Consider the following 20,042-nt stretch of genomic DNA (forward strand, 5'->3'; position numbering starts at 1 on the left):
GAGGACGGATGAGAAGACACTGGCTGGGAGCAATGGTGCTGCTGGCCCCGCTGGTACTGGTCCCGGCGGCGCCCGCCACCGCGGTGCCGCCGGTGACCGCGGACAACGGCGCGAAGATCGTCAGGGAGACGAAGGTCGACGCGCGCACGGTGGACCTCGAGATCAGCTCACCGTCGCTGGCCGGCACCGGCATGGTGCGCCTGCTGCTGCCGTCGAAGTGGGCAGCCGAGCCGAACCGCACCTGGCCGACGCTGTACCTGCTGCACGGCTGCTGCGAACCGGTGGACTACCGCTCCTGGGACGAGTTCACCGACGTCGAGGAATTCACCGCGGACAAGGACGTCCTGGTGGTGATGCCCACCGACGGCAAGGCGGGCATGTACACCAAGTGGTGGAACCTGGGGCTCAAGTCCACTCCGGACTGGGAGACCTTCCACACGCTGGAGGTGCGCCAGCTGGTCGAGCGCGGGTACCGCGGTGGCACCCGGCGCGCGGTCGGCGGGGTGTCGATCGGCGGGTACGGCGCGATGGCCTACGCCTTCCGGCACCAGGGGATGTTCGGCGCGGCGGCGTCCTACAGCGGGATGCCGAACACGCTGTTCCCCGGCACCCCCGCGGTGATCAAGGGAATCCTGGTCCGCGAGGGCTTCTACAACTGGTTCGATCTCTGGGGGCACGAGATCACCAACATCTTCACCTGGTCGGACCGGAACCCGTTCGACCACGTCGAGGACCTGCGCGGGACCGCGCTCTACATCTCCTGCGGCAACGGCCGCACCGGACCGCTCGATCCGCCGGGGCAGAGCGACGTGCTGGAACCGGCGGCCGAGCTGACGTCGCGCAGTTTCACCGATCGGCTCAAGTCGCGGGGGATCCCCGCGACGGTCGACTACTACGGCGACGGCACGCACAGCTGGCCGTACTGGGAACGCGCGCTGCACAACTCCTGGCCGGTGCTGGCACCCGCACTCGGGCTGCCCGCCTGACCGTTCGTCCAAATCGGAGGGAAATACCTTGAGCAAGCACAGAATCGGCCGGGCCCTGCGGGCCGGCGCCTGCGCGATCACCGCGCTGCTGGCGCTTTCGGTGACCAGCACGGTCTCCTCGGCCACCGAGCAGGCGGCACCCGCCGACGCGGGCGCCGCCGCGATCGGGCTGCCCGGCCCGTTCGACGACTCCTTCTACACCCCGCCGTCCCCGCTGCCGTCCGGCAAGGCCGGTGACGTGATCCGGTGGCGGCCGTCGGTGCCCGGGCTGAACGCGCTCAACGCGAACGCCTGGGAGATCATGTACCTCTCGGTCAACGCGCTGGGCGAGCCGAACGCGGTGACCGGCACGGTGCTGGTGCCGAAGGGGGTCGACCCGGCGAAGGCCCCGATCGTCGGCTTCGCCGTCGGCACGCAGGGCCCGGCGTTCAAGTGCACCCCGTCCAAGGCGATCACCCGGGGCACGCTGTACGACCAGCCCGCCATCAACGACTCGCTGAGCGCCGGGTACGCCGTCGCGGTCACCGACTACGAGGGTTACTCGCCGCAGACCATCCCCACCTACATCGTCGGCCAGTCCATGGGCCCGGCGGTGATCGACTCGGTGCGCGCGGCGCAGGGCTTCAACCCGGCGAAGCTGTCGAAGTCGGCGAAGGTGGTCTTCCAGGGTTACTCGCAGGGTGGCGGGGCCGCGCTGTGGGCGGCGGAGAAGCAGCCGTCGTACGCGCCGGAGCTGAACCTGGTCGGTGCCGTGGCCGGCGGGGTGCCCGCCGACCTGAACGAGGTCGCCAAGGGCCTCGACGGTTACCTCGGCTTCGGCTTCCTCGCCTTCGCCGCGGTCGGCCTGGACACCGCGTACCCGGACCTGAAGCTGGACTCCTACCTGAACGACACCGGGCGCACGGAACTGGAGGAGGCCAAGGACACCGCGTGCGTGGTGGAACTGCTGGCGAACTACCCGTTCAAGAAGATCAGCGACTACACCACCAGCAACCCGCTGGACACGCCGACCTGGCAGGCGCGGCTGGCGCAGAACAAGCTGGGCGGCAACCCGCCGAAGGTGCCGGTGTTCCAGTACCACGCGGCGGTGGACGAGATCGTGAACACCCCGCAGGCGGACGCGCTGCACAAGACCTACTGCGGCAAGGGCGTGACCCTGCAGTGGAACACCTACGTGGCCGAGCACCTGACCGGCATCTTCGCCGGGAACGGTGACGCGCACAAGTGGATCGTGGACCGGTTCAACGGCGTGACCGCCCCGTCGAACTGCTGACGGGCTGAGCGGCTTTCCCGGTGGTTCGCCGGGAAAGCCGCTCAAGCGCCGGTCAGGAATGGCTCGAGAACGATTTTCCGGGCGTGCGGAACGCATTATCCTGAGGTGGAAAACGTCTGCGCGAGCCACAGGGGAATCGATGAAGCCGCACGTCACGATCATCCACCGCTGGCGCGAGCGTTATGCCGAATACGCGGAATACCTGGACCATTCTGCTTATAACGTGACCTACATCACCACTGATGTCGGCATCGAAGGCGTTCCGGAAGACGCGGCGGCGACGGCGCTCGTGGTGAACACCGACGACCTCGACGAGGTGCGGGCGAAGGTGGTCGAACTGGCGGCGCGCTTCGGCCGTCCCGCCGGGATCGTGGCGCTGAAGGAAGACGACCTCGAGGTGGGCGCGGCGCTGCGCGAGGAGTTCGGCTGCCCGGGTCCGCGGGTGTCGGCTTTTGTGCCGTTCCGGGACAAACTGGTGATGTGCGGGGTGATCCGGGACGCGGGCCTGCCGCTGCCGGCGTTCGGACCGGCCGGGACCGGGTCGCTGGTGCTGGAGTTCGCCGAGGAGCACGGCTGGCCGGTGATCGTGAAGCCGCGGAGCGAGAGCAGCAGCGCGGGCGTGGTGATCGTCCGGGACGCCGAGCACCTGGCGACGCTCGACCTCGACGATTCCCGCATGGTGCAGAAGTTCGTGGACCACACGGTGTTCCACGTGGACGGTTACTTCGACGGGGTGGCGGTCCGCCGCTGGAGCGCGGCGCAGTACCTGAACACCTGCCTGACCTTCCGCGGTGGCGGCATTCTGGGTTCGGTCGAGGACGACGACCCGGAACGCCTCAAAGCCATCGGGAACGCGACGGCCCAGTTCATTTCGGCACTGACGGACGAACCGACGGCTTTCCACTTGGAGGTCTTCGTCGCCCCGGCCGAAGACGGCGGTTTCGAAGTGCAGTTCCTGGAAGTCGGCGCGCGGGTGGGCGGTGCGGAAATCCCGTTCCTGTGGCGGGAAGTGCACGGTTACGACCTGATGCGCGCGGCTTTCGAACTGCAACTGGGGCAGCTGCCGCAGGTCGCGGACGCGCTGGAGGACAAGGACCTGGCCGGCTGGATGCTGGTCGCCGCCCCGGCGAAACGCCCGTGCCTGATCACCGAGTCGACCCCGGTGCTGGGCCTGACCCCGGGCCCCTACGCCGAGCGGGTGCTGGAAGTCGGCGAAATCCTGCCGAACGCCGCCGCCTTCTACGAACACGTCGGCGGCCGCTTCCGCTTCCGCGGCTCGACGAGCGCCGAAATCATCGAGGCCATCGAGAACACCGTGCGGCACTTCCGCGTAGCCGCCACCCCGATCGAACCGGACTGATCCACCCGCGGTTCCGTGCGCGGAGGCGCGTGCCTTCACTCGTGACTCGGCCCGCGCCTTCACCGGTGCTCCCGCCCGTGCCTGCGCCCGCGCTTTCGCCCGTGCCTCCGCACGCGTCTGCTCGCGTGCCTTCGCTCGCGCCTGCGCACGCGTCTGCTCGGGTGCCTTCGCTTGTGCCTGCGCCCCGCGCTTTCGCCCGTGTCTGCTCGGGTGCCTTCGCTCGCGCCTGCGCACGCGTCTGCTTGCGTGCCTTCGCTCGCGCCTGCGCCCCGCGCCTGCGCCCCGCGCCTTCGCTCGCGTCTGCTCGGGTGCCTTCGCCCCGCGCCTTTGCCCCGCAGCTTCGCCCGTGCCTCCACTCGTGGCCCTGTCCACGACCTCGCCCGCGTTCTCGTCGCGCGCCTGCGCGTGTGCCTTCACTCGTGCTCTCGCTCGCGGCTCTGTCCGTGTCCCACCGCGGCTGCGCCCGCGCTTCCGCACCCGCTCCCGCCGCACCTTCACTCACGCCTCGCCCGTGCCCCACCCCGGCCTCCGCCCGCGCCGAAGAGCCACCGCGGGGCGGGATCGTGATCGCGGCCACTGGACTACCTACCCCCGTTGGGCTGGATGGAGTAGTTGCACAGCGGGCGGCGATCGTTGGCACGACACTCGGTCAGAGAGCACAAGGAGGGCTGAGCGAATGCCGAGCAGCAGCACCAAAGCGTCCCAGGCCAGACAGAGCAAGCCCGTGCAGGTCCTCGGGCGGGTGGGCATGGCCTGCTACGGCGTGGTCCACCTGATCATCGCCTACCTGGCGATCCGCATCGTCGCGTCCGGCGGCGGGCAGGAAGCCGACGGGAAGGGGGCGATCAGCGAGATCGGCTCCACCGGCTTCGGCGGGTTCCTGCTCTGGCTGGTGGCCATCGGCCTGATCGCCTACGGGCTCTGGCAGGCGCTGATGGCGGCGACCGGTTACTCGTGGGTGACCAAGCAGCGACGCCAGGTGATGAAGCGGGTGGCGTCGGTGGCGCGCTGCGTGGTGGGGATCTCGCTGGGTGTCTACGCCATCCGGGTCGCCGCCGGGTCCGGGGGGAACTCCAGCGACCAGCAGCAACAGGAGTTCACCGCCAAGCTGCTCGCCCTGCCCGCGGGGCCGTTCCTGGTCACCGTGGTGGCGGTGGTCGTGCTCGGCGTCGCCGTGGCGGCGGCGGTCAAGGGCATCCGCAAGACCTTCCTCGACGACCTCGACTTCTCGTCCCTGCCCAGTGGCACCCGGCGCTGGGTGGAACGCCTCGGCCGCGTCGGCTACCTGGCCAAGAGCGTGGTGTTCGGCGTGGTCGGCGTGCTCATCGGGTACGCCGCGCTCAACCACGATGCCAACCAGGCCGGTGGCCTCGACGCCGCCCTGCGCACGCTGGCCGATCAGCCGTTCGGCCCGGTGCTGCTCATCGCGGTGGCGGCGGGGCTGGCGGCGTTCGGCGCATACTGCTTCGGCGCGGCCTGGGCCCACCGGGACTGAAACCTGTCGGCAAGCTGTCGACTCGCTGTCCGGTCACTGTGGGAGGGCGACTCCCGGGAGTTTGCTCACTAGGGTCCCGGTTGGTTGAAACTTCACACACCGGGAGTTGGTAGCGCATGTTCGCTCGAGTCAAGGATGTCGCCGCACTGGCCGGCCGGATCGGGATCGCCGTGGTGTTCTTCGCGCACGGCCTGCAGAAGTGGAACAACGGCGTGGACGCCACGGCCGGCATGTTCGAGAACCTCGGCCTGCCGCTGCCCACGGTGGCGGCGCTGTTCACCATCGCGGTGGAGATCCTGGGGTCGATCGCCTTCGTGCTCGGCATCGCGCTGCCGCTGGTCGGCATCGGCTACGCGGTCGTCGGGGTCGGCGCGATCTTCGCGGTGCACCTCGACAACGGCCTGACCGGCCAGGGCGGCTACGAACTGGTGCTGGTGCTCACGCTGGCCGCGCTGGCGATCGGCTTCAACGGCGGCAGGCTCTCGCTCGACCACCTGCTCTTCGCCCGCAAGCGGGAGCACAACGGGGCCGAGCGGCTCTCCGCCCAGACCGCCTGATCACCGCAGTTCGCGGGTGGTGCGCTCGGCCCCGCCGCGGTCGGCGAGCTTCGCCGGATCCGGGTTGCTGACCTGGACCAGCGAAGCCCCGGCCGCGAGCGGCACCAGCAGGCCGCGCGTCACCCCGCCGGGCAGGTCCCAGTCCACAGTGGACAGAATGCGATCGCGGGCCGAGAGGTCGTCGGCCCGCTCCCGGAGCCGCGCCACCACTTCCTCCACAGTGGACGAACACAGCGCCGGGGTGTCCCGGTCGACCGGGAACAGCGGCGAGAAGGTGTCACCGGCCGTGCGGGCGTCGGCGAGGAAGTCGACGGCGTCCGCACCCGGGGCACCGCCCAGCCCCCGGCCCATCGGGTCCAGTGACACCACCGCGGTCAGCTCGGCCTCGCTGCCCGGCTGGTCCGGTCCGGTGAAGGCCACCTTCGCCCCGGCGGCCTCGGCCACCACGTGCGCCCCGCACCACCACGCGCCGAGCAGCACCCCGGCGGTCTGCCAGTGCGCCGGGAGCGCCACGGCCACCGGGTCGCCCGGTTCGATCTCCGGCTCCTCGACCAGCCAGTTCGCCGTTTTCGCGGCCCAGTTCACCAGCGTGGTCACCGACAGTTCGACCCGGCTGCCCACCCGGTCGTCGTAGTGCGTGATCAGCGGCTTCGCCGGGCTGGACAGGTGCGGGCGCAGCAGCGCGTCGGTAAGGCTCACCCCGCCGACCTTAATCCACGCAGGTGACGCCGTCGGCGTCGTTCTGCCGTCCCGCCGCCGAACCACCACCGGCGGGCGGCTGCACCCCGCGGCCGACCAGGCCCGCCACGAACTGCCGCACCGCGGGCAGGTCCACCACGATGATGCTCTGGCCGTCGTCGCTGCGGGCGCCCACCGACACCACCGGAATGGTCTGGAAGGCCAGCTCACCGGAGGCGATGTCGCGGGCCTGCCCGGCGAACTCCAGCAGGTCCAGCCCCGGGTCCACGACGATCGACTTCTCCACCGCCTCCATCAGCTGGTTCAGCTTGTCCGGGTTGGTCAGCGTGCCTGCCGAGAGCACCTGGTGCAGCGCCGAGGACAGGAACGCCTGCTGCCGCTGGATGCGCCCCAGGTCGCCGCCGGGCAGGTTCTTGCGCTGGCGCACGAACGACAGCGCCTCGCCGCCGGAGACGGTCTGCACGCCCTTGCGGAAGTTCGCCCCGGAGTCCTTGTCCTCGGTGGCGTGGTTCAGGCACACCTTGATGCCGCCGAGCGCCTCGGTGAGCAGGTAGAAGCCGAGCAGGCCGACCTCGGCGTAGTGGTCGAGGCGGATCTGCGTGAAGTCCTGCACGGTCTTGACCAGCGCGGCCCGGCCGGCCTGGTCGGATTCGCGCTCGACCGCCGCGTCGTCGCGCCCGCCCTGGCGGCGCAGTTCGGCGGCGGTCTCGGCCTTGGTCACGCCGAACACCGAGTTGATCTTGGCCTGCCCGCCCTGCGGCACGTCGAGCCAGGTGTCGCGGGGGATCGACACGGCGGCGGGCTTGCCGCCGTCCTTCGGGATGCGCAGGATGATCAGGGTGTCGGTGTTGACCCCGGCCTTCTCCTCGGTGCGCAGTTCCTTGAGCACCCGCGGCGGCAGCGGATTGCCCTGCATGTCGGTGCGCGAGTCGGCGCCGACGAGCAGGATGTCGGTGGCGCCGTCGTCGGCGGGTGGGGCGGCCGGGTCGTCGGGGTCGACGATCAGCGCGTCGGTGGTGCCGACGTTGTCCTGGAAGTCGTCGAGGGTGGTGTAGGCGTAACCGGTGGCCGCCAGCGCCACCACGGACAGCAGCGCCAGGAACACCTTGCCGGTGGTCCGGACCGGGCGCCGCTTGACGGGCACGGGTTCGGGTTCTTCTTCGGCCGGCGGCTTGCTGCGGGGCACCGGGGACGGGACGAACTTCCGCTCCTCGGCAAGGCCGGCGTCGTCATCACCGGTAGCACTGTCCGAATCAGACGGTTCGGGTGATCCGGCGGCCGGTGTCCCGGTCTCCTGCTCGTCGTCGCGCTCCTGGTCGCCCACGCCGGTCACCTCCCCGTTCTTCCCGCGTCCGCGCCCCCTCGGACAAGGCTAAGGCACCAACCCGATGGGGTGACCCGGGTGCCCGCATCAGTTGATGCAGGGCACCCCACCGGCGGTGATCGGCGGCGGGCCCGCCGGTGGCTGCGCGGCGGGCGGCTCGACCGGCTCGACCGGCGCGGTCGGCGGTGCGGAGGACTGCCCGGCCCCCGCGGCGCCGTTGCTGGCGTCCACCTTGTAGTCGCGGCCCAGCAGCACCCGCACGTGCCCGGCGGGCACGTCGGCGTCCGGCTCGGCCTGCACCTTGCCGCCCAACGCCTGCTTGACCGCCTCGGCGCCCGCTTCCTCACCCGGCGCGTACCGCAGCACGGTGGTCGAGCGACCGTCCAGCTGGGTGCTCGCGCCCTCGAGGAAGCCCTTGGTGCGCAGCAGTTCCTTCACCTGGGTGGCGGTGTTCGCGCTGCCGCTGGCGTTGAACACGTCGACCGTGGTGCGCTCGGCGCCGGGGATCCTGCCGCCGGGGTCGGTGGCGGGCTGCTCCGGCTCGGGGGTGCCGTCGTCGGTCAGCTCGTCGACGAACGCCTTGACCTTGCCGGTGTCGACCTTGACGATGTCGGCGCCGCCGAACTTCCCGTTGCCCTCGGTGGGGATGGTGCGGAACTCCACCCGGCCGCCGGTCATGCCGCGCATCTGCTCGGCGAACTCCAGCAGGTCCCAGTCCTTGGAGAGGATGACCGACTTCTTCACCGCGTTGATCACGTCGGTGATCCGGGAGGGGCTCATCAGCACCTCCGGCGAGAGCACCTTGCGCGCCAGGCCGGACAGGAACGCCTGCTGGCGCGCGATCCGGTCCAGGTCGCCGTTGGGCAGGTCGTAGCGCTGGCGGACGAACGACAGCGCCTGCTTGCCCTCCACCGTCTGCAGCCCGGCAGGCAGGTCCACCCCCGAGCGCCACTCCTTGACCGGCTGGTTCAGGCACACCTCGACGCCGCCGATGGCCTTGGTGACCTCGTAGAAGCTGAGCAGGTTGACCTCGGCGTAGCGGTCGATCATGCCGGGCTTGCCGATCAGCGTCTCGATGGTGCTGATCAGGTTCTTGCGGCCGGCCACCTTGGCCTGCTCGTCGACCTTCTTCAGGTCGGCCTCGCCCTGCTGCTGCAGGGTGCTGGAGGTGTCGTTGTAGGCGTAGACGAAGGCGCTGTTCAGCTTGTGCTTGCCGTAGCCGCCGGACAGCTCGACCAGCGAGTCGCGCGGGAAGGAGATGGCCACCGCCCGCTCGCCGTTCTGCGGGATGTGCACCAGGATCATCGTGTCGGTCTGGCGCTCGCCGTCGGCCTTGCCGCCGTGCAGCATGTCCAGCACCTCGCGGGGCAGCGGGTTGCCCTCGTTGTCGGTGCGGCTGTCCTGGCCGACCAGCAGGATGTCCACGGCGCCGTCGAGCGGCTTCTTCTGGAACCCGCCGCCGATCACGTCGGTGGTGGTCAGCCCGCTGTTCAGTTCCCCGAGCACCTGGGAGCCGTACCAAGTCATCGTCAGCACGACCGCGGAGACCAGCGCGACCAGGGTTCTCCCGCTCCAGAGCGCGAACGCGGCGGGCGCGCTGCGCCTGCGCGACGGCGTTACCGCCGATTCGGTGTACGGCCGCGGCGGCCCCTCGGTCACCACGCGCGCTCCTCCCAGCCGGTCAACGATCCCGGGCCCAGCTCTGTTGATCATCGAAACGTCGAACGGATCGGCGCGTCCACCCCCGGCACCGGCCAGCCCGCCGGACACCCGCGCTACCCGGTCACCCTACTGTGTCCCGTGTGTGACGTCCGTGGGGTCACGAAAGGTTGCCCCGCGGCGATGAGTCCGACCGTACGGACTGCGAGAACACGAGAAGGTGGAGTCTATGCGGGTTCTGGTCACCGGTGGCGCGGGGTTCATCGGTTCGCACTATGTGAGACAGGCTCTGACCGGCGCTTATCCGGCGCTGGCCGAGGCCGAGGTCGTGGTGCTGGACAAGCTGACCTACGCCGGGACCGAGACCAACCTGGCCCCGGTCGCCGCCGACCCGCGGCTGCGCTTCGTCCGCGGGGACATCTGCGACGCCGGGCTGGTCGCGGGCGTGATGAAGGGCGTCGACCTGGTCGTGCACTTCGCCGCGGAATCGCATGTGGACCGGTCGATCGACGGTTCGGCGGACTTCGTGCTGACCAACGTGCTCGGCACGCAGACCCTGCTCCAGGCGGCGCTGAACGCCGAGGTCGGCAAGTTCGTGCACGTCTCCACCGACGAGGTCTACGGGTCCATCGAACGGGGGTCGTGGACCGAAGATCACATTTTGGAACCGAATTCGCCGTATTCGGCGTCGAAGGCGTCCTCGGACCTGCTGGCGCGGGCGTTCCACCGCACGCACGGAATGCCGGTGTGCATTACCCGGTGTTCGAACAACTACGGTCCGTACCAGTTCCCGGAGAAGGTGATCCCGCTGTTCGTCACCAATCTGCTCGACGAGCGGAAGGTGCCGCTCTACGGCGACGGGCTGAACGTGCGTGACTGGCTGCACGTGGACGACCACTGCCACGGCATCCAGCTGGTGGCCGAGGGCGGGCGGCCGGGCGAGATCTACAACATCGGCGGCGGCACCGAGCTGACCAACCGCGAGCTGACCGAGCGCCTGCTGGCCGCCGTCGGCGCGGACTGGGACCGGGTGGAGCCGGTGACCGACCGCAAGGGCCACGACCGGCGGTACTCGGTGGACATCGGCAAGATCTCGGCCGAGCTGGGGTACCGGCCGCGGGTGCCGTTCGACGAGGGGCTGGCCGCCACCGTGCGGTGGTACCAGGAGAACCGGTCCTGGTGGGAGCCGCTCAAGCAGCGGGCCGCGCTGGGGGCCCGATGAGCGCCGGGCTGGAGCTGCTGGTCCCGGGTGGTTCGGGGCAGCTGGGGCACGACCTGGCGGCGCTGGCCGGGCCGGGGCTGAACGTGACCGCGCCGGGGTCGGCCGAGCTGGACGTGACCCGGCCGGGTGCGGTGATCGAGGCGGTGACCGCCCTGGTCGACCGCGCGGCGGCGGCGGGCACCCGGCCGGTGGTGGTCAACGCGGCGGCGTACACCGCGGTGGACCGGGCCGAGACCGACGAGGAGCGCGCCTTCGCGGTCAACGCCGACGGCCCGCGCGTGCTGGCGGCGGCGTGCTCGTCGCGGCGGGTGCCGCTGGTGCACGTGTCCACCGACTACGTCTTCCCCGGCGACGCCGATTCCCCTTACGAGCCCGCCGATCCGCTCGGTCCGCGCACCGCGTACGGCCGGACGAAGGCGGCGGGCGAGGACGCGGTGCTCGGCTCGGGCGCCTCGGCCTGGGTGGTCCGGACCGCCTGGGTCTACGGCAAGCAGGGCAACAACTTCGTGAAGACCATGGTGTCGCTGGAATCCTCGCGGGACACGCTGTCCGTTGTGGACGATCAGCGGGGCACGCCGACCTGGTCGGCCGACCTCGCCGCCGGCCTGGTCGAACTGGCGGGCGCGATCGCCGGCGGCCACGGCCCGGCCGCGCGCGTGCTGCACTGCACGGGCGGCGGGGAGACCACCTGGTTCGGCTTCGCGCAGGCGGTCTTCCGGCACCTCGGCGCCGACCCGGCCCGGATTTCCCCGTGCACCACGGAGGAATTCCCCCGCCCGGCGCCGCGCCCGGCCTATTCGGTGCTGTCCGGCAAGTCCTGGCAGGAGGCGGGCCTGACCCCGCTGCGCTCGTGGGAAGAGGCGCTGGCCGCCTACTTCGCCGCGTAGGCCCGGCTGCGAACGGACCGGGCCTCGAGCGCCGGGGTGGTCAGCGCGCCGCGGCCTGGCGGTAGGCGTCCACGGTCTTCTCCGCGCACAGCCGCCAGGTGTAGCTGGCGGCGTGCGCGCGCCGGGACATCGACGTCGAGGCGGCGTGCGGTTCCGAGACGGCGGCGCGCAGGCCCTCGACCAGTGCGTCCACGTCCTGGTACGGCACCAGCCGGGAGTAGCCCCCGGAGACCTCGGCCAGCGCGGGGATGTCGGTGCAGACCACCGGGACATCACACGCCATCGCCTCCAGCACGGGCAGGCCGAAGCCCTCGTCCCGCGACGGCAGCACCAGTGCCGCGGCCCCGGCGACGACCGCGCGCAGGTCGACCGGCGGCAGGTAACCCAGGTGCAGCGACCGGTCCGACAGCTCGAACTCACCCGGCCCGGTGAACACCAGCGGCGGCAGGTCGGGGGCGGCGCCGTGGGCCGCCACCAGCCACGGCAGGCCCTTCCGCGGGCCCGCCGCGCCGACGAAGAGCAGGTACTCCGCGGGCAGCCCCAGCCGCTCGCGCTGCTCCTTCGACAGCGGCCGCGCGGTGAACCACGCGGGGTCCACGCCCAGCGGGGTCACCACGATCTTCTCCCGCGGCACGTCGAGCCGGGCCACCACGGCGTCGGCGACGGCGGCGGTCGGCGTGCAGATCACGTCGGCGCGGGCGGCACCCCGGCGCACCAGCACCGGCAGATCGGCGTCCGACGGCGAGAGCTCCGCCGGCGCGTCGAAGAACGCCAGGTCGTGGATGGTCAGCACGCCGGCCGCCCGCGCGATGCCCGGCAGCACGAAGTTCGTGCCGTGCACCACGTCGGTCGAGCCGGCGAACAGCTCGACCGGCGGGAAGTCGCCGCGCAGCCACGACCGCCGCAGCAGCCGCGCCGCCACCGGCATGCCCCGCGCCCGCACCCCGTGCGGCAGCACGTGCCGCAGCCGCCGCCAGCCGCGCAGGGTGAACGCCACCGCCCGGGTGTCCACAGTGGACAAGGAAGCCAGTTCCTCGGACAGCGAAGCCACGTAGTGCCCGATGCCGGTCCGGACGCCGAGCAGGGGGGTGCCGTCGAGCAGGACGCGCAGCGGCCGGTCAGCCATTGCGCCTGGCCACCTTCAGCACCCGGCCGCCGACCCGCCTGGCCAGTTCCCGCACCCCGCCGTCAGCCAGGTACTCCTTGACCAGCGCCAGATCGCGGCGGAGCACCTCGGTGCCGCGCAACGGGTCCGACGGCGCCAGATCGCTCGCCCCGGGCAGCCGGTCGGCGGCCGGCCGCGGGTCCCGGCAGAACTCGACCAGCGGTTCCAGCGCCCGCGGCCACGCGTACCGCTGCGCCACCTCGGCGATGCGCTCCCGGGCCCCGTTGACGAACTCGGTGTCGTACAACGCCTTCTCCAGCGCGTCCGCCAGCGCTTCGGCGTCTTCGGCGGGCACCACCACACCGAGCCGTTCCGCGCGCACCAGGTCGGCGAAGGCGTCGCCGTCGGTGGTCACGATCGGCAGGCCGGACCACAGGTAGTCCAGCACCCGGGTGCGGAAGGCGAAGGTGGTCTCCACGTGCTCGTAGTGCGTGGTGACCCCGCAGTCGGCGTCGAGCAGCCAGTTCTGCCGCTCGCCGTAGGGCACCCACTGCTCGTTGAAGAACACGTGCTTGCCGGTCAGCCCGAGGGAGTCGGCCAGCCGGATGGTGCGGGCGCCGATGTCCATCTCGGCGACCTCGGGGTTCGGGTGCTTCATGCCGAGGAACACCAGCCGGACGTCACCGCGCCGCTCACGCAGCCGGTCGATCGCGCGCACCAGGGTCAGCGGGTCGAACCAGCTGTACACCCCGCCCGCCCACAGCACCACGTGATCGGTCCCGGCGATACCGGGCAACTGCGCGCGCAGTCCGGGCCCGGTGCGGCGCGGGGGTTCCGGCGGCAGGCCGAACGGCACCACCGACAGCAGCGACTGCGTGGTCGGGTCGGCGTCGTAGAGGCGCGGCGAGAGGCGGCCCATCGCGGCCAGGTGGCCCAGCCAGAACAACCGCTGCCGTTCCGAGGCGCACAGGAAGAAGTCGCCGCGTTCCAGCTGGGCTGCCAGCACCTTGGTCACGCCGGCGAGATCGGCGGCCCGCTTGTCGTCGGGCACACCGCGGCCCTGCTCCAGCAGTTCCAGGTGCATCGGGTCGTAGAGGTCGCAGACCACGATCTTGGCCGAATCGGCCTTCTTCAGCTGGGGCGCCATTTCCAACACGTGGCCCTGCAGGATGACGATGTCCGCCCACTCGACCGGTTCGGTCAGGTCGCGCCGCGTGGCCGCGCTCACCGCGAACGGCGCGGGCGGCGGGTCGGCCAGCGGGTTCACCGTGACCAGCCGCACCTCGTGCTCCCCGGCCAGCGACGCGGCGATGTTCCAGGCGCGGATCGCCGGGCCCGCCATGCGCTCGGTGAGCGCGTCGCCGGTGATCACCAGCACCCGCCGCCGCTGCCCGAACACCTCCTCGATGCCGAACGCCCTGACCAGGACCTCGTGTGCGTCGAGGTAGCGCGGCAACGGGTACGCGGGCTCCAACGCCTTGCGCAGCAACGGAATCAGGTCGGCGTCGGTCCGCACGCGCGCGGCCTGCTCGACGGCCCGGGACGCGGCCAGCGACGGCATCAGCTCGACGAACTGGTCGATCGCCAGCACCCCGGCCAGCGAGGTGCGCGGAACGGCCACCGGCCCGGTCTCCACCGGGCCGACGCCGCGCTGCAGGTCCAGCTGGGTCGCGTCGAGGTCACCGCGGGCGGTCGCCCGGCGGACGGTCAGCGCCAGCGCCGCGGGCAGCACCTTCGCCAGGGTCTGGTCGGAGAGGTTCTTGTACAGCGCGGCGAGCGCGTTGCGCTCCAGCAGGAAGGTCTCGCGCCCGGTCTCCGCCGCGTCGACCGCGTCCATCGTGCCGTGGTGGCGGTGGTAGGCCAGCGACTCCGGCACGTAGCGCACCCGCCAGCCACGCAGGTTCATCCGCCAGCCGAGGTCGACGTCCTCGTAGAACATGAAGAAGCGTTCGTCGAAACCGCCCAGCTCGGTGAACACCCCGGTGCGCACGAACAGCGCCGAGCCGGTGCCGAACAGCACGTCCTTGGCGACCTCGTGCTCGGCGGGCGGCACGTCGGCCAGCGGGCCACCGGCGTGGCGCTTGTAACCCATGCCGAACCAGGTCAGCCCGCCGTCGACGAAGTCGGCGCCGGTGCCGTCCCAGTCGAGCACCTTGCTGGCCACCGCCCCCACCCGAGGATCGGCCGCCAGCTCGGCGACCGCGGCCCGCACCCAGCCGCGGTCCGGCCTGGCGTCGTTGTTCAGGAAGGCGAGCACGGTGCCTTCGGCGTGCTTCGCGCCCAGGTTGCAGCCGCCGGCGAAGCCCAGGTTCTCCGCCGATTCGACCAGCTTCACCCCGGGCACGGCGGCGCTGATCCTGGCCGCGTCACCGGTACCGGAGGCGTTGTCCACGCAGATGACTTCCAGGCGCGGGTAGTCGACCTCGGCGAGGGAGCGCAGGCAGGTGACGGTGTCGTCGGCGCCCCGGAAGTTGACCACGATCACCGAGACCAGGGGCAGCGCGCCTTGGGTCAACGCCTGACTCCTTCGCGTTGGGGTTTCCGGAAGCCTAACCGCCGCTCCAGCGCTGCCAGACCGCGCCTCGGGCGATCGTGGCGCGCGCGCCGATCCGCCGTCGCGCCACCAGCGTGCCCGCCATCCGGAGCAGCACCCCGCCGAGCACGCGCAGCCGGAGGCCGAGCCGGAAGTTGGCCGCGTCCGGCACGTCCCGCTTGACCGGGAGCAGTGCGGTGATCGCGGCGAACCGCGCCAGCTCGCGCAGCGCCACCCCGGCCGGGGCGCAGCGCAGCAGGGTGAGCAGGCGGTTGCGCTCGTTCCAGCGGTGGAAGGCGGGGGAGCCGGGGCGGGTGCTGGCGCCGTGGAGGTGCCGCACCTCGGCGGGCGAGCCGAGCACGCGCCAGCCCGCCAGCCGCAGCCGCCAGGCGGTGTCGGTGTCCTCGTAGTAGCAGAAGAAGCTCGACGGCACCCCGCCGGCGGCCCGCAACGCCGGGGTCCGCAGCAGCACCGCACCCCCGCAGAAGCCGAACACCTCGGCCGCCGGATCGGTGCGGTCGGCGCCGTGGCCGTCGGCGGTCAGCCGGACGCCGGTCGACTGGGTGGTGCCGTCGGGCAGCACCAGGGTCGAGGTCACGGCCGCCGCGTCGGGGGCGGCGCCCAGCGCGTCCTCCAGCGCGGCGAGCCAGCCGGGGCCGGGGGCGGCGTCGTCGTTCAGCCAGGCCACGAACGGGGTGCCCACCCGGGGCAACGCCGCGTCGAGGCCACCGGCGTACCCGGTGTTGCGCGGCAGCCGCAGCACCTCGGGCCGCGACGGGTGCGCGGCGAGCAGCTCGGCGGTCCGGTCGTCCGACGCGTTGTCCACCACCAGGGTCCGATGTGGACGATCCTGGGCGGCCAGCGCGTCCAGGCAGGCGCCGAGGTGCCCGGCGCCGCGCCAGGTGACGACCACGACCGTGCTGCGGGGCGGGGAGGACACGCTGAGCACAATAGGCGGGTGCCCGAGCTGGTGGTCATCGCGGAGCAGTTGCTCGCGCCCGTTCCCGGGGGGACCGGGCGCTACACGGCCGAGCTGCTGCGGGCGCTGGCCGCGACCGCGCCACCCGGCTGGACGCTGTCGAGCGTGGTCGCGCGGCACGCCGACGCCGGCGCGGCCGAGGTGCCCGGCGTCGGGGGGCCGCGGCGGCTCGCGCTGCCGCCGAGGGCGCTGGCCGCCGCGTGGCAGCTGGGCCTGCCCTGGTGGCCGGGTGGTGACGTGGTGCACGCCACCACCCCGCTGGCCCCGCCGCGGGCGCCGCGGGGACGGCGGCTGAGCGTGACCGTGCACGACACCGTGCCGTGGACGCACCCCGAGACGCTCACCCCGCGTGGGGTGTCCTGGCACCGGTCGATGGTCGCGCGGGCCGCGCGCCGGGCGGACGCGCTGGTCGTGCCGACCCGGGCGGTGGCCGACGACCTGGCCGCGCGGGTGGCGGGCAAGGTGCCGGTGCACGTCATCGGCCACGGCGTGACCGAACTGCCGGACGAGCCGGTCGAGCTGGACCTGCCCGCGGAGTACGTGCTCGCCATCGGCACGCTCGAACCGCGCAAGGGCATCGCGCTGCTGGTCGAGGCGATGGCCCGGGTCGACGGCCCGCCGCTGCTGCTGGCCGGGCAGCCCGGCTGGGGTGGGCTCGACCCGGCCGAGCTGGCCCGCCGGCACGGCCTGCCCGCCGACCGCCTGCGGGTGCTGGGCCGCCTGTCCGACGCCGAGCTGGCGGCGGTCCTGCGCGGGGCGTCCGTGCTGGCCGTGCCGAGCCTCGCCGAGGGGTTCGGGCTGCCGGTCCTGGAGGCGATGGCGGCGGGGGTGCCGGTGGTGCACTCCGCCGTGCCCGCACTGGCCGAGGTGTCCGGGGGTGCGGCGAGGGTGGTGCCGTGCGGGGAGGCCGGCCCGCTGGCCGACGCGCTGCGGGAGGTGCTCGGGTCGCCGTCGCTGCGGGCGACCATGCGTAGTCGTGGCCTCACTCGATCGAGTGAATTCGACTGGCTGACAGCCGCCAGAACGCTCTGGTCAGTGCATACGGCGGAAGGGACCGGGGCGCCGGCCGAGTTTGGTGGTTCCTGACCCCGCGTTCGTTGAACGGCCGTACGCTGCTGGGCGTGGTACCAGGTGAACCTCGTGTGCTGATCGACGCCACCGCCGTGCCCGCGGACCGCGGGGGCGTCGGCCGGTACGTCGACTCGCTGGTCGCCGCGCTGGACGCCGACGGCGCCCCGATCTCGGTGGTCTGCCAGCCCCGCGACTTCCGGCTGTACTCGCAGCTCGCGCCGGGCTCCCGGGTGCTGCCCGCCACCGAGTCCACCTCGACCCGCACGGCCCGGCTGACCTGGGAGCAGACCAACCTGCCGATGCTGGCCAGGCGGCTCGGCGTGGACGTGGTGCACTCGCCGCACTACACGATGCCGCTGGCGCTGAACAAGGCGTCGGTGGTGACCCTGCACGACGCGACCTTCTTCACCGACGCGGTGCTTCACTCTTCCGTGAAGGCCCGCTTCTTCCGGGCGTGGACGGTGGCCGCGTTGCGGCGGGCGTCGCTGTGCGTGGTGCCGAGCGAGGCCACGGCGGCCGAACTGGCGAAGGTGACCCGCGTGCGGGCGTCCGAGCTGGAGGTCATCCAGCACGGGGTCGACGTCGAGCGGTTCCACCCGCCGTCACCGGAGGAGGTGCGGGCCGCCCGCGAAGCGATCGGGCTGGGCAGCACGCCCTACATCGCCTTCCTCGGCGCGCTCGAACCCCGCAAGAACGTGCCCGCGTTGATCCGCGGTTACGCCAAGGCGATGGCCGGGCGGGCCGAGCCGCCCGCGCTGGTGCTCGCCGGGCAGCCGGGCTGGGACACGCAGGTGGAGAAGGCGCTCGAAGGCGTGCCCCACCGGCTGCGGGTGATCCGGGCCGGTTACCTGCCGTTCGGCACGCTGGCCGGGTTCCTCGGCGGTGCCGAGATGGTCGCCTACCCCAGCCTCGGCGAGGGCTTCGGGCTGCCGGTGCTGGAGGCGATGGCCTGCGGCGCGTGCGTGCTGACCACCCGGCGGCTGTCGCTGCCCGAGGTCGGCGGGGACGCGGTGGCCTACTGCGGGGTCGGCGCCGGTGACGTGGCGGCGGCGATCGGGGAGCTGCTCGACGACCCGGCCCGCCGGGCCACGCTCGCGGCCGCGGCGCAGCGCCGGGCCAAGGAGTTCTCCTGGGCGGTCACCGCCGAACGCCACCGCGAGGCCTACGGCCGGGCGTGGCAGAGCTGGCGCTCGCGTGGGGCGCCCCGGTAGCGCTGGGTGAGCAGGGCACAATGTGGTGTCGTGCACTCCAAGTATGGCGATGAGGTCGCCGTCGTGGTCGTGACCTACTTCCCCGGCGAGACCCTGGAACCGTTCCTCGACACGCTCGAAAAGGCCACCACGCGCGAGGTGAAGGTGGTGCTCGCCGACAACGACACCGACGCCTCGGACACCTCGCTGGACCGGGCCGCCGAGCGGGAGAACGTGCACCTGCTGCGCATCGGCGAGAACCTCGGCTACGGCCGCGCGTGCAACCGCGGTGTGGCCGAACTGGACGACCGGTACGGCTGGATCGTCATCGCCAACCCCGACCTGGAATGGCACCCCGGCGCACTGGACGAACTGCTCTCGGTGGCGGAGCGCTGGCCGCGCGGTGGCGCGTTCGGCCCGCTGATCCAGGAGCCGGACGGCACGGTCTACCCGTCGGCGCGGCTGCTGCCCTCGCTCGGCCGCGGCATCGGGCACGCGGCGCTCGGCAAGGTCTGGCGCGGGAACCCGTGGACCAAGCAGTACCGGCAGGAGACGGCGAAGCCCGCCGAACGCACTTCGGGCTGGCTTTCCGGGTCGTGCCAGCTGATCCGGCGCGAGGCGTGGGACTCGGTCGACGGCTTCGACCCGCGGTACTTCATGTACTTCGAGGACGTCGACCTCGGTGACCGCCTCGGCCGCGCGGGCTGGCTCAACGTCTACGCGCCCTCGGCCTCGGTGATGCACATCGGCGGCCAGGCCACCAAACGCGCGTCGGCGAAGATGCTGGCCGCGCACCACAAGAGCGCCTACCGCTACCTGGCCGACCGGCACCGCGGCCCGCGGTGGCTGCCGGTGCTGGCGCTGGTCAAGCTCGGCCTGGCGGCCCGGCTGAAGCTGGCCACCCTGCGGGACGGCTGACGCCAAGCGGGCTTGGCTTCCGCCGAGGGGCGGCTGCGCCGGCGCGCCCGTCTGGTTCGGCGGCGTGCTGCGTTCATCGGCCAGGGTTTTCGGTCTTGCTGTGGGTTGGCGGAGGCTGACGGTCTGGCCTCGGGTGGGGTGGCGAGATGTCTGGCGTGGGCTGTTCGAGCAGCGGTGGGTTGGCGGAGGCTGACGGTCTGGCCTCGGGTGGGGTGGCAAGACGTCCGGCTCGGGTCGTTCGAGCACCTGCGGGTCGGCGGGAGCCGGGGTTTCCCTAGATCCCGTCGAGGCGGCGCGAGAGGTTCGAGCGCTTGGTCTGGGTCGTGGTCGGGATCAGCCCGCCCACGTCCTGCTCCTCGATCACCGGCTCGGCGGGCTGCGCCTCGAACAACGAGGGCACCGGCATCGGCCGCGTCGGGCGGTGCCCGCGCGGGGGCTCCAGCCGCGAGGTCGGTTCCGGGCTGGCCAGGTGGTGGTCGTTGGCCTCGATCGTCGCGGCCGGGACCTTGGTGGTGCTGTCCGGGTCCTGCGCGTCGATGTCCGCGACCACGGATCTCGGGATCTGCTGGGTGTTCGCCGCGTCCATCGGCGAAGTGGCGTCGTCCGGCGTGACCACGAAGGCCCCGCGGGCCCGTGCCCGAGAAAGCAAGGCGTCCGCCCGATCGCGGGGGTCCATCCCCTCGGCCTCCCGATCAACCCGAGGCCCTCTCCAACCGGGGCCGCCTGTGTGCTGTCTAGGGTAGGCCCTCCGGGCCGCCCGCGTCAGCGTTTCCGGCGGTTTGTC

General features: G+C 72.2%; 17 protein-coding genes. 10 read left to right on the forward strand and 7 right to left on the reverse strand.

Annotated elements, in window-relative coordinates; genetic code table 11:
* Window positions 1-8 precede the first annotated feature (8 nt).
* The 5 genes from AC07EG_RS01490 (at window position 9) to AC07EG_RS01510 (ending at window position 5,671) form a co-directional block, all read left to right on the forward strand.
* A complete protein-coding gene (locus AC07EG_RS01490) occupies window positions 9-986 on the forward strand; it encodes an alpha/beta hydrolase (protein ID WP_478250975.1) in 978 nt (325 codons plus the stop codon).
* A gap of 100 nt (window positions 987-1,086) precedes the next feature.
* Entirely contained in the window at window positions 1,087-2,259 is a 1,173-nt protein-coding gene (locus AC07EG_RS01495) for a lipase family protein (RefSeq protein ID WP_478251221.1), read from the forward strand.
* Between the two features lie 139 nt (window positions 2,260-2,398).
* Window positions 2,399-3,619 (forward strand): ATP-grasp domain-containing protein, encoded by a 1,221-nt coding sequence (locus AC07EG_RS01500; protein ID WP_478250976.1) that lies wholly within the window; start codon window positions 2,399-2,401, stop codon window positions 3,617-3,619.
* A 676-nt stretch (window positions 3,620-4,295) separates the two neighbouring features.
* A complete protein-coding gene (locus tag AC07EG_RS01505; RefSeq protein ID WP_478250977.1) occupies window positions 4,296-5,114 on the forward strand; it encodes a DUF1206 domain-containing protein in 819 nt (272 codons plus the stop codon).
* Window positions 5,115-5,230: 116 nt separating this feature from the next.
* On the forward strand, window positions 5,231-5,671 hold the full coding sequence (locus tag AC07EG_RS01510) for a DoxX family protein (RefSeq protein WP_478250978.1): 441 nt from the start codon (window positions 5,231-5,233) through the stop codon (window positions 5,669-5,671).
* Here the strand turns inward: AC07EG_RS01510 and AC07EG_RS01515 are convergent, their stop codons facing one another.
* The 3 genes from AC07EG_RS01515 to AC07EG_RS01525 form a co-directional block, all read right to left on the reverse strand.
* Window positions 5,672-6,370, reverse strand: coding sequence for a TIGR03089 family protein (locus AC07EG_RS01515; protein ID WP_478250979.1), 699 nt, complete (start codon window positions 6,368-6,370; stop codon window positions 5,672-5,674). It abuts the gene before it with no gap.
* 10 nt (window positions 6,371-6,380) lie between these two features.
* The gene (locus tag AC07EG_RS01520) at window positions 6,381-7,694 is read right to left on the reverse strand and encodes an LCP family protein (protein ID WP_478250980.1); all 1,314 of its coding nucleotides are present in this window, start codon (window positions 7,692-7,694) and stop codon (window positions 6,381-6,383) included.
* A gap of 87 nt (window positions 7,695-7,781) precedes the next feature.
* On the reverse strand, window positions 7,782-9,353 hold the full coding sequence (locus AC07EG_RS01525) for an LCP family protein (protein WP_478250981.1): 1,572 nt from the start codon (window positions 9,351-9,353) through the stop codon (window positions 7,782-7,784).
* Between the two features lie 229 nt (window positions 9,354-9,582).
* On the opposite strand from AC07EG_RS01525, the gene rfbB reads away from it, so the two are divergent.
* Both rfbB and rfbD read left to right on the forward strand, forming a co-directional pair.
* On the forward strand, window positions 9,583-10,575 hold the full coding sequence (gene rfbB / locus AC07EG_RS01530) for a dTDP-glucose 4,6-dehydratase (RefSeq protein ID WP_478250982.1): 993 nt from the start codon (window positions 9,583-9,585) through the stop codon (window positions 10,573-10,575).
* Window positions 10,572-11,462 carry a dTDP-4-dehydrorhamnose reductase gene (rfbD, locus tag AC07EG_RS01535; RefSeq protein WP_478250983.1) on the forward strand — a complete coding sequence of 297 codons (891 nt, stop codon included), beginning with the start codon at window positions 10,572-10,574 and terminating at the stop codon, window positions 11,460-11,462. Before rfbB ends, rfbD begins: the two co-directional genes overlap by 4 nt.
* A 40-nt stretch (window positions 11,463-11,502) precedes the next feature.
* Here the strand turns inward: rfbD and AC07EG_RS01540 are convergent, their stop codons facing one another.
* Genes AC07EG_RS01540 through AC07EG_RS01550 form a run of 3 tightly spaced genes read right to left on the reverse strand, consistent with a single transcriptional unit; the run spans window position 11,503 to window position 16,040 of the window.
* The gene (locus AC07EG_RS01540) at window positions 11,503-12,588 is read right to left on the reverse strand and encodes a glycosyltransferase family 4 protein (protein ID WP_478250984.1); all 1,086 of its coding nucleotides are present in this window, start codon (window positions 12,586-12,588) and stop codon (window positions 11,503-11,505) included.
* The gene (locus AC07EG_RS01545; RefSeq protein ID WP_478250985.1) at window positions 12,581-15,082 is read right to left on the reverse strand and encodes a glycosyltransferase; all 2,502 of its coding nucleotides are present in this window, start codon (window positions 15,080-15,082) and stop codon (window positions 12,581-12,583) included. The genes AC07EG_RS01540 and AC07EG_RS01545 overlap by 8 nt, the downstream gene beginning before the upstream one ends.
* A 34-nt stretch (window positions 15,083-15,116) precedes the next feature.
* Window positions 15,117-16,040 (reverse strand): glycosyltransferase family 2 protein, encoded by a 924-nt coding sequence (locus tag AC07EG_RS01550; protein WP_478250986.1) that lies wholly within the window; start codon window positions 16,038-16,040, stop codon window positions 15,117-15,119.
* Between the two features lie 18 nt (window positions 16,041-16,058).
* Here AC07EG_RS01550 and AC07EG_RS01555 point away from each other — a divergent pair, with 18 nt between their 5' ends.
* The 3 genes from AC07EG_RS01555 to AC07EG_RS01565 are packed head-to-tail and all read left to right on the forward strand — an operon-like array spanning window position 16,059 to window position 19,258.
* Window positions 16,059-17,165, forward strand: a complete 1,107-nt coding sequence (locus tag AC07EG_RS01555; RefSeq protein ID WP_478250987.1) for a glycosyltransferase family 4 protein — start codon at window positions 16,059-16,061, stop codon at window positions 17,163-17,165.
* 56 nt (window positions 17,166-17,221) lie between these two features.
* On the forward strand, window positions 17,222-18,361 hold the full coding sequence (locus AC07EG_RS01560) for a glycosyltransferase family 4 protein (protein ID WP_478250988.1): 1,140 nt from the start codon (window positions 17,222-17,224) through the stop codon (window positions 18,359-18,361).
* A gap of 30 nt (window positions 18,362-18,391) precedes the next feature.
* A complete protein-coding gene (locus tag AC07EG_RS01565) occupies window positions 18,392-19,258 on the forward strand; it encodes a glycosyltransferase family 2 protein (protein ID WP_478250989.1) in 867 nt (288 codons plus the stop codon).
* A gap of 274 nt (window positions 19,259-19,532) precedes the next feature.
* Here the strand turns inward: AC07EG_RS01565 and AC07EG_RS01570 are convergent, their stop codons facing one another.
* On the reverse strand, window positions 19,533-19,934 hold the full coding sequence (locus AC07EG_RS01570; RefSeq protein ID WP_478250990.1) for a hypothetical protein: 402 nt from the start codon (window positions 19,932-19,934) through the stop codon (window positions 19,533-19,535).
* Window positions 19,935-20,042 lie beyond the last annotated feature (108 nt).

It is taken from the genome of Amycolatopsis sp. NPDC045836, assembly GCF_056431745.1.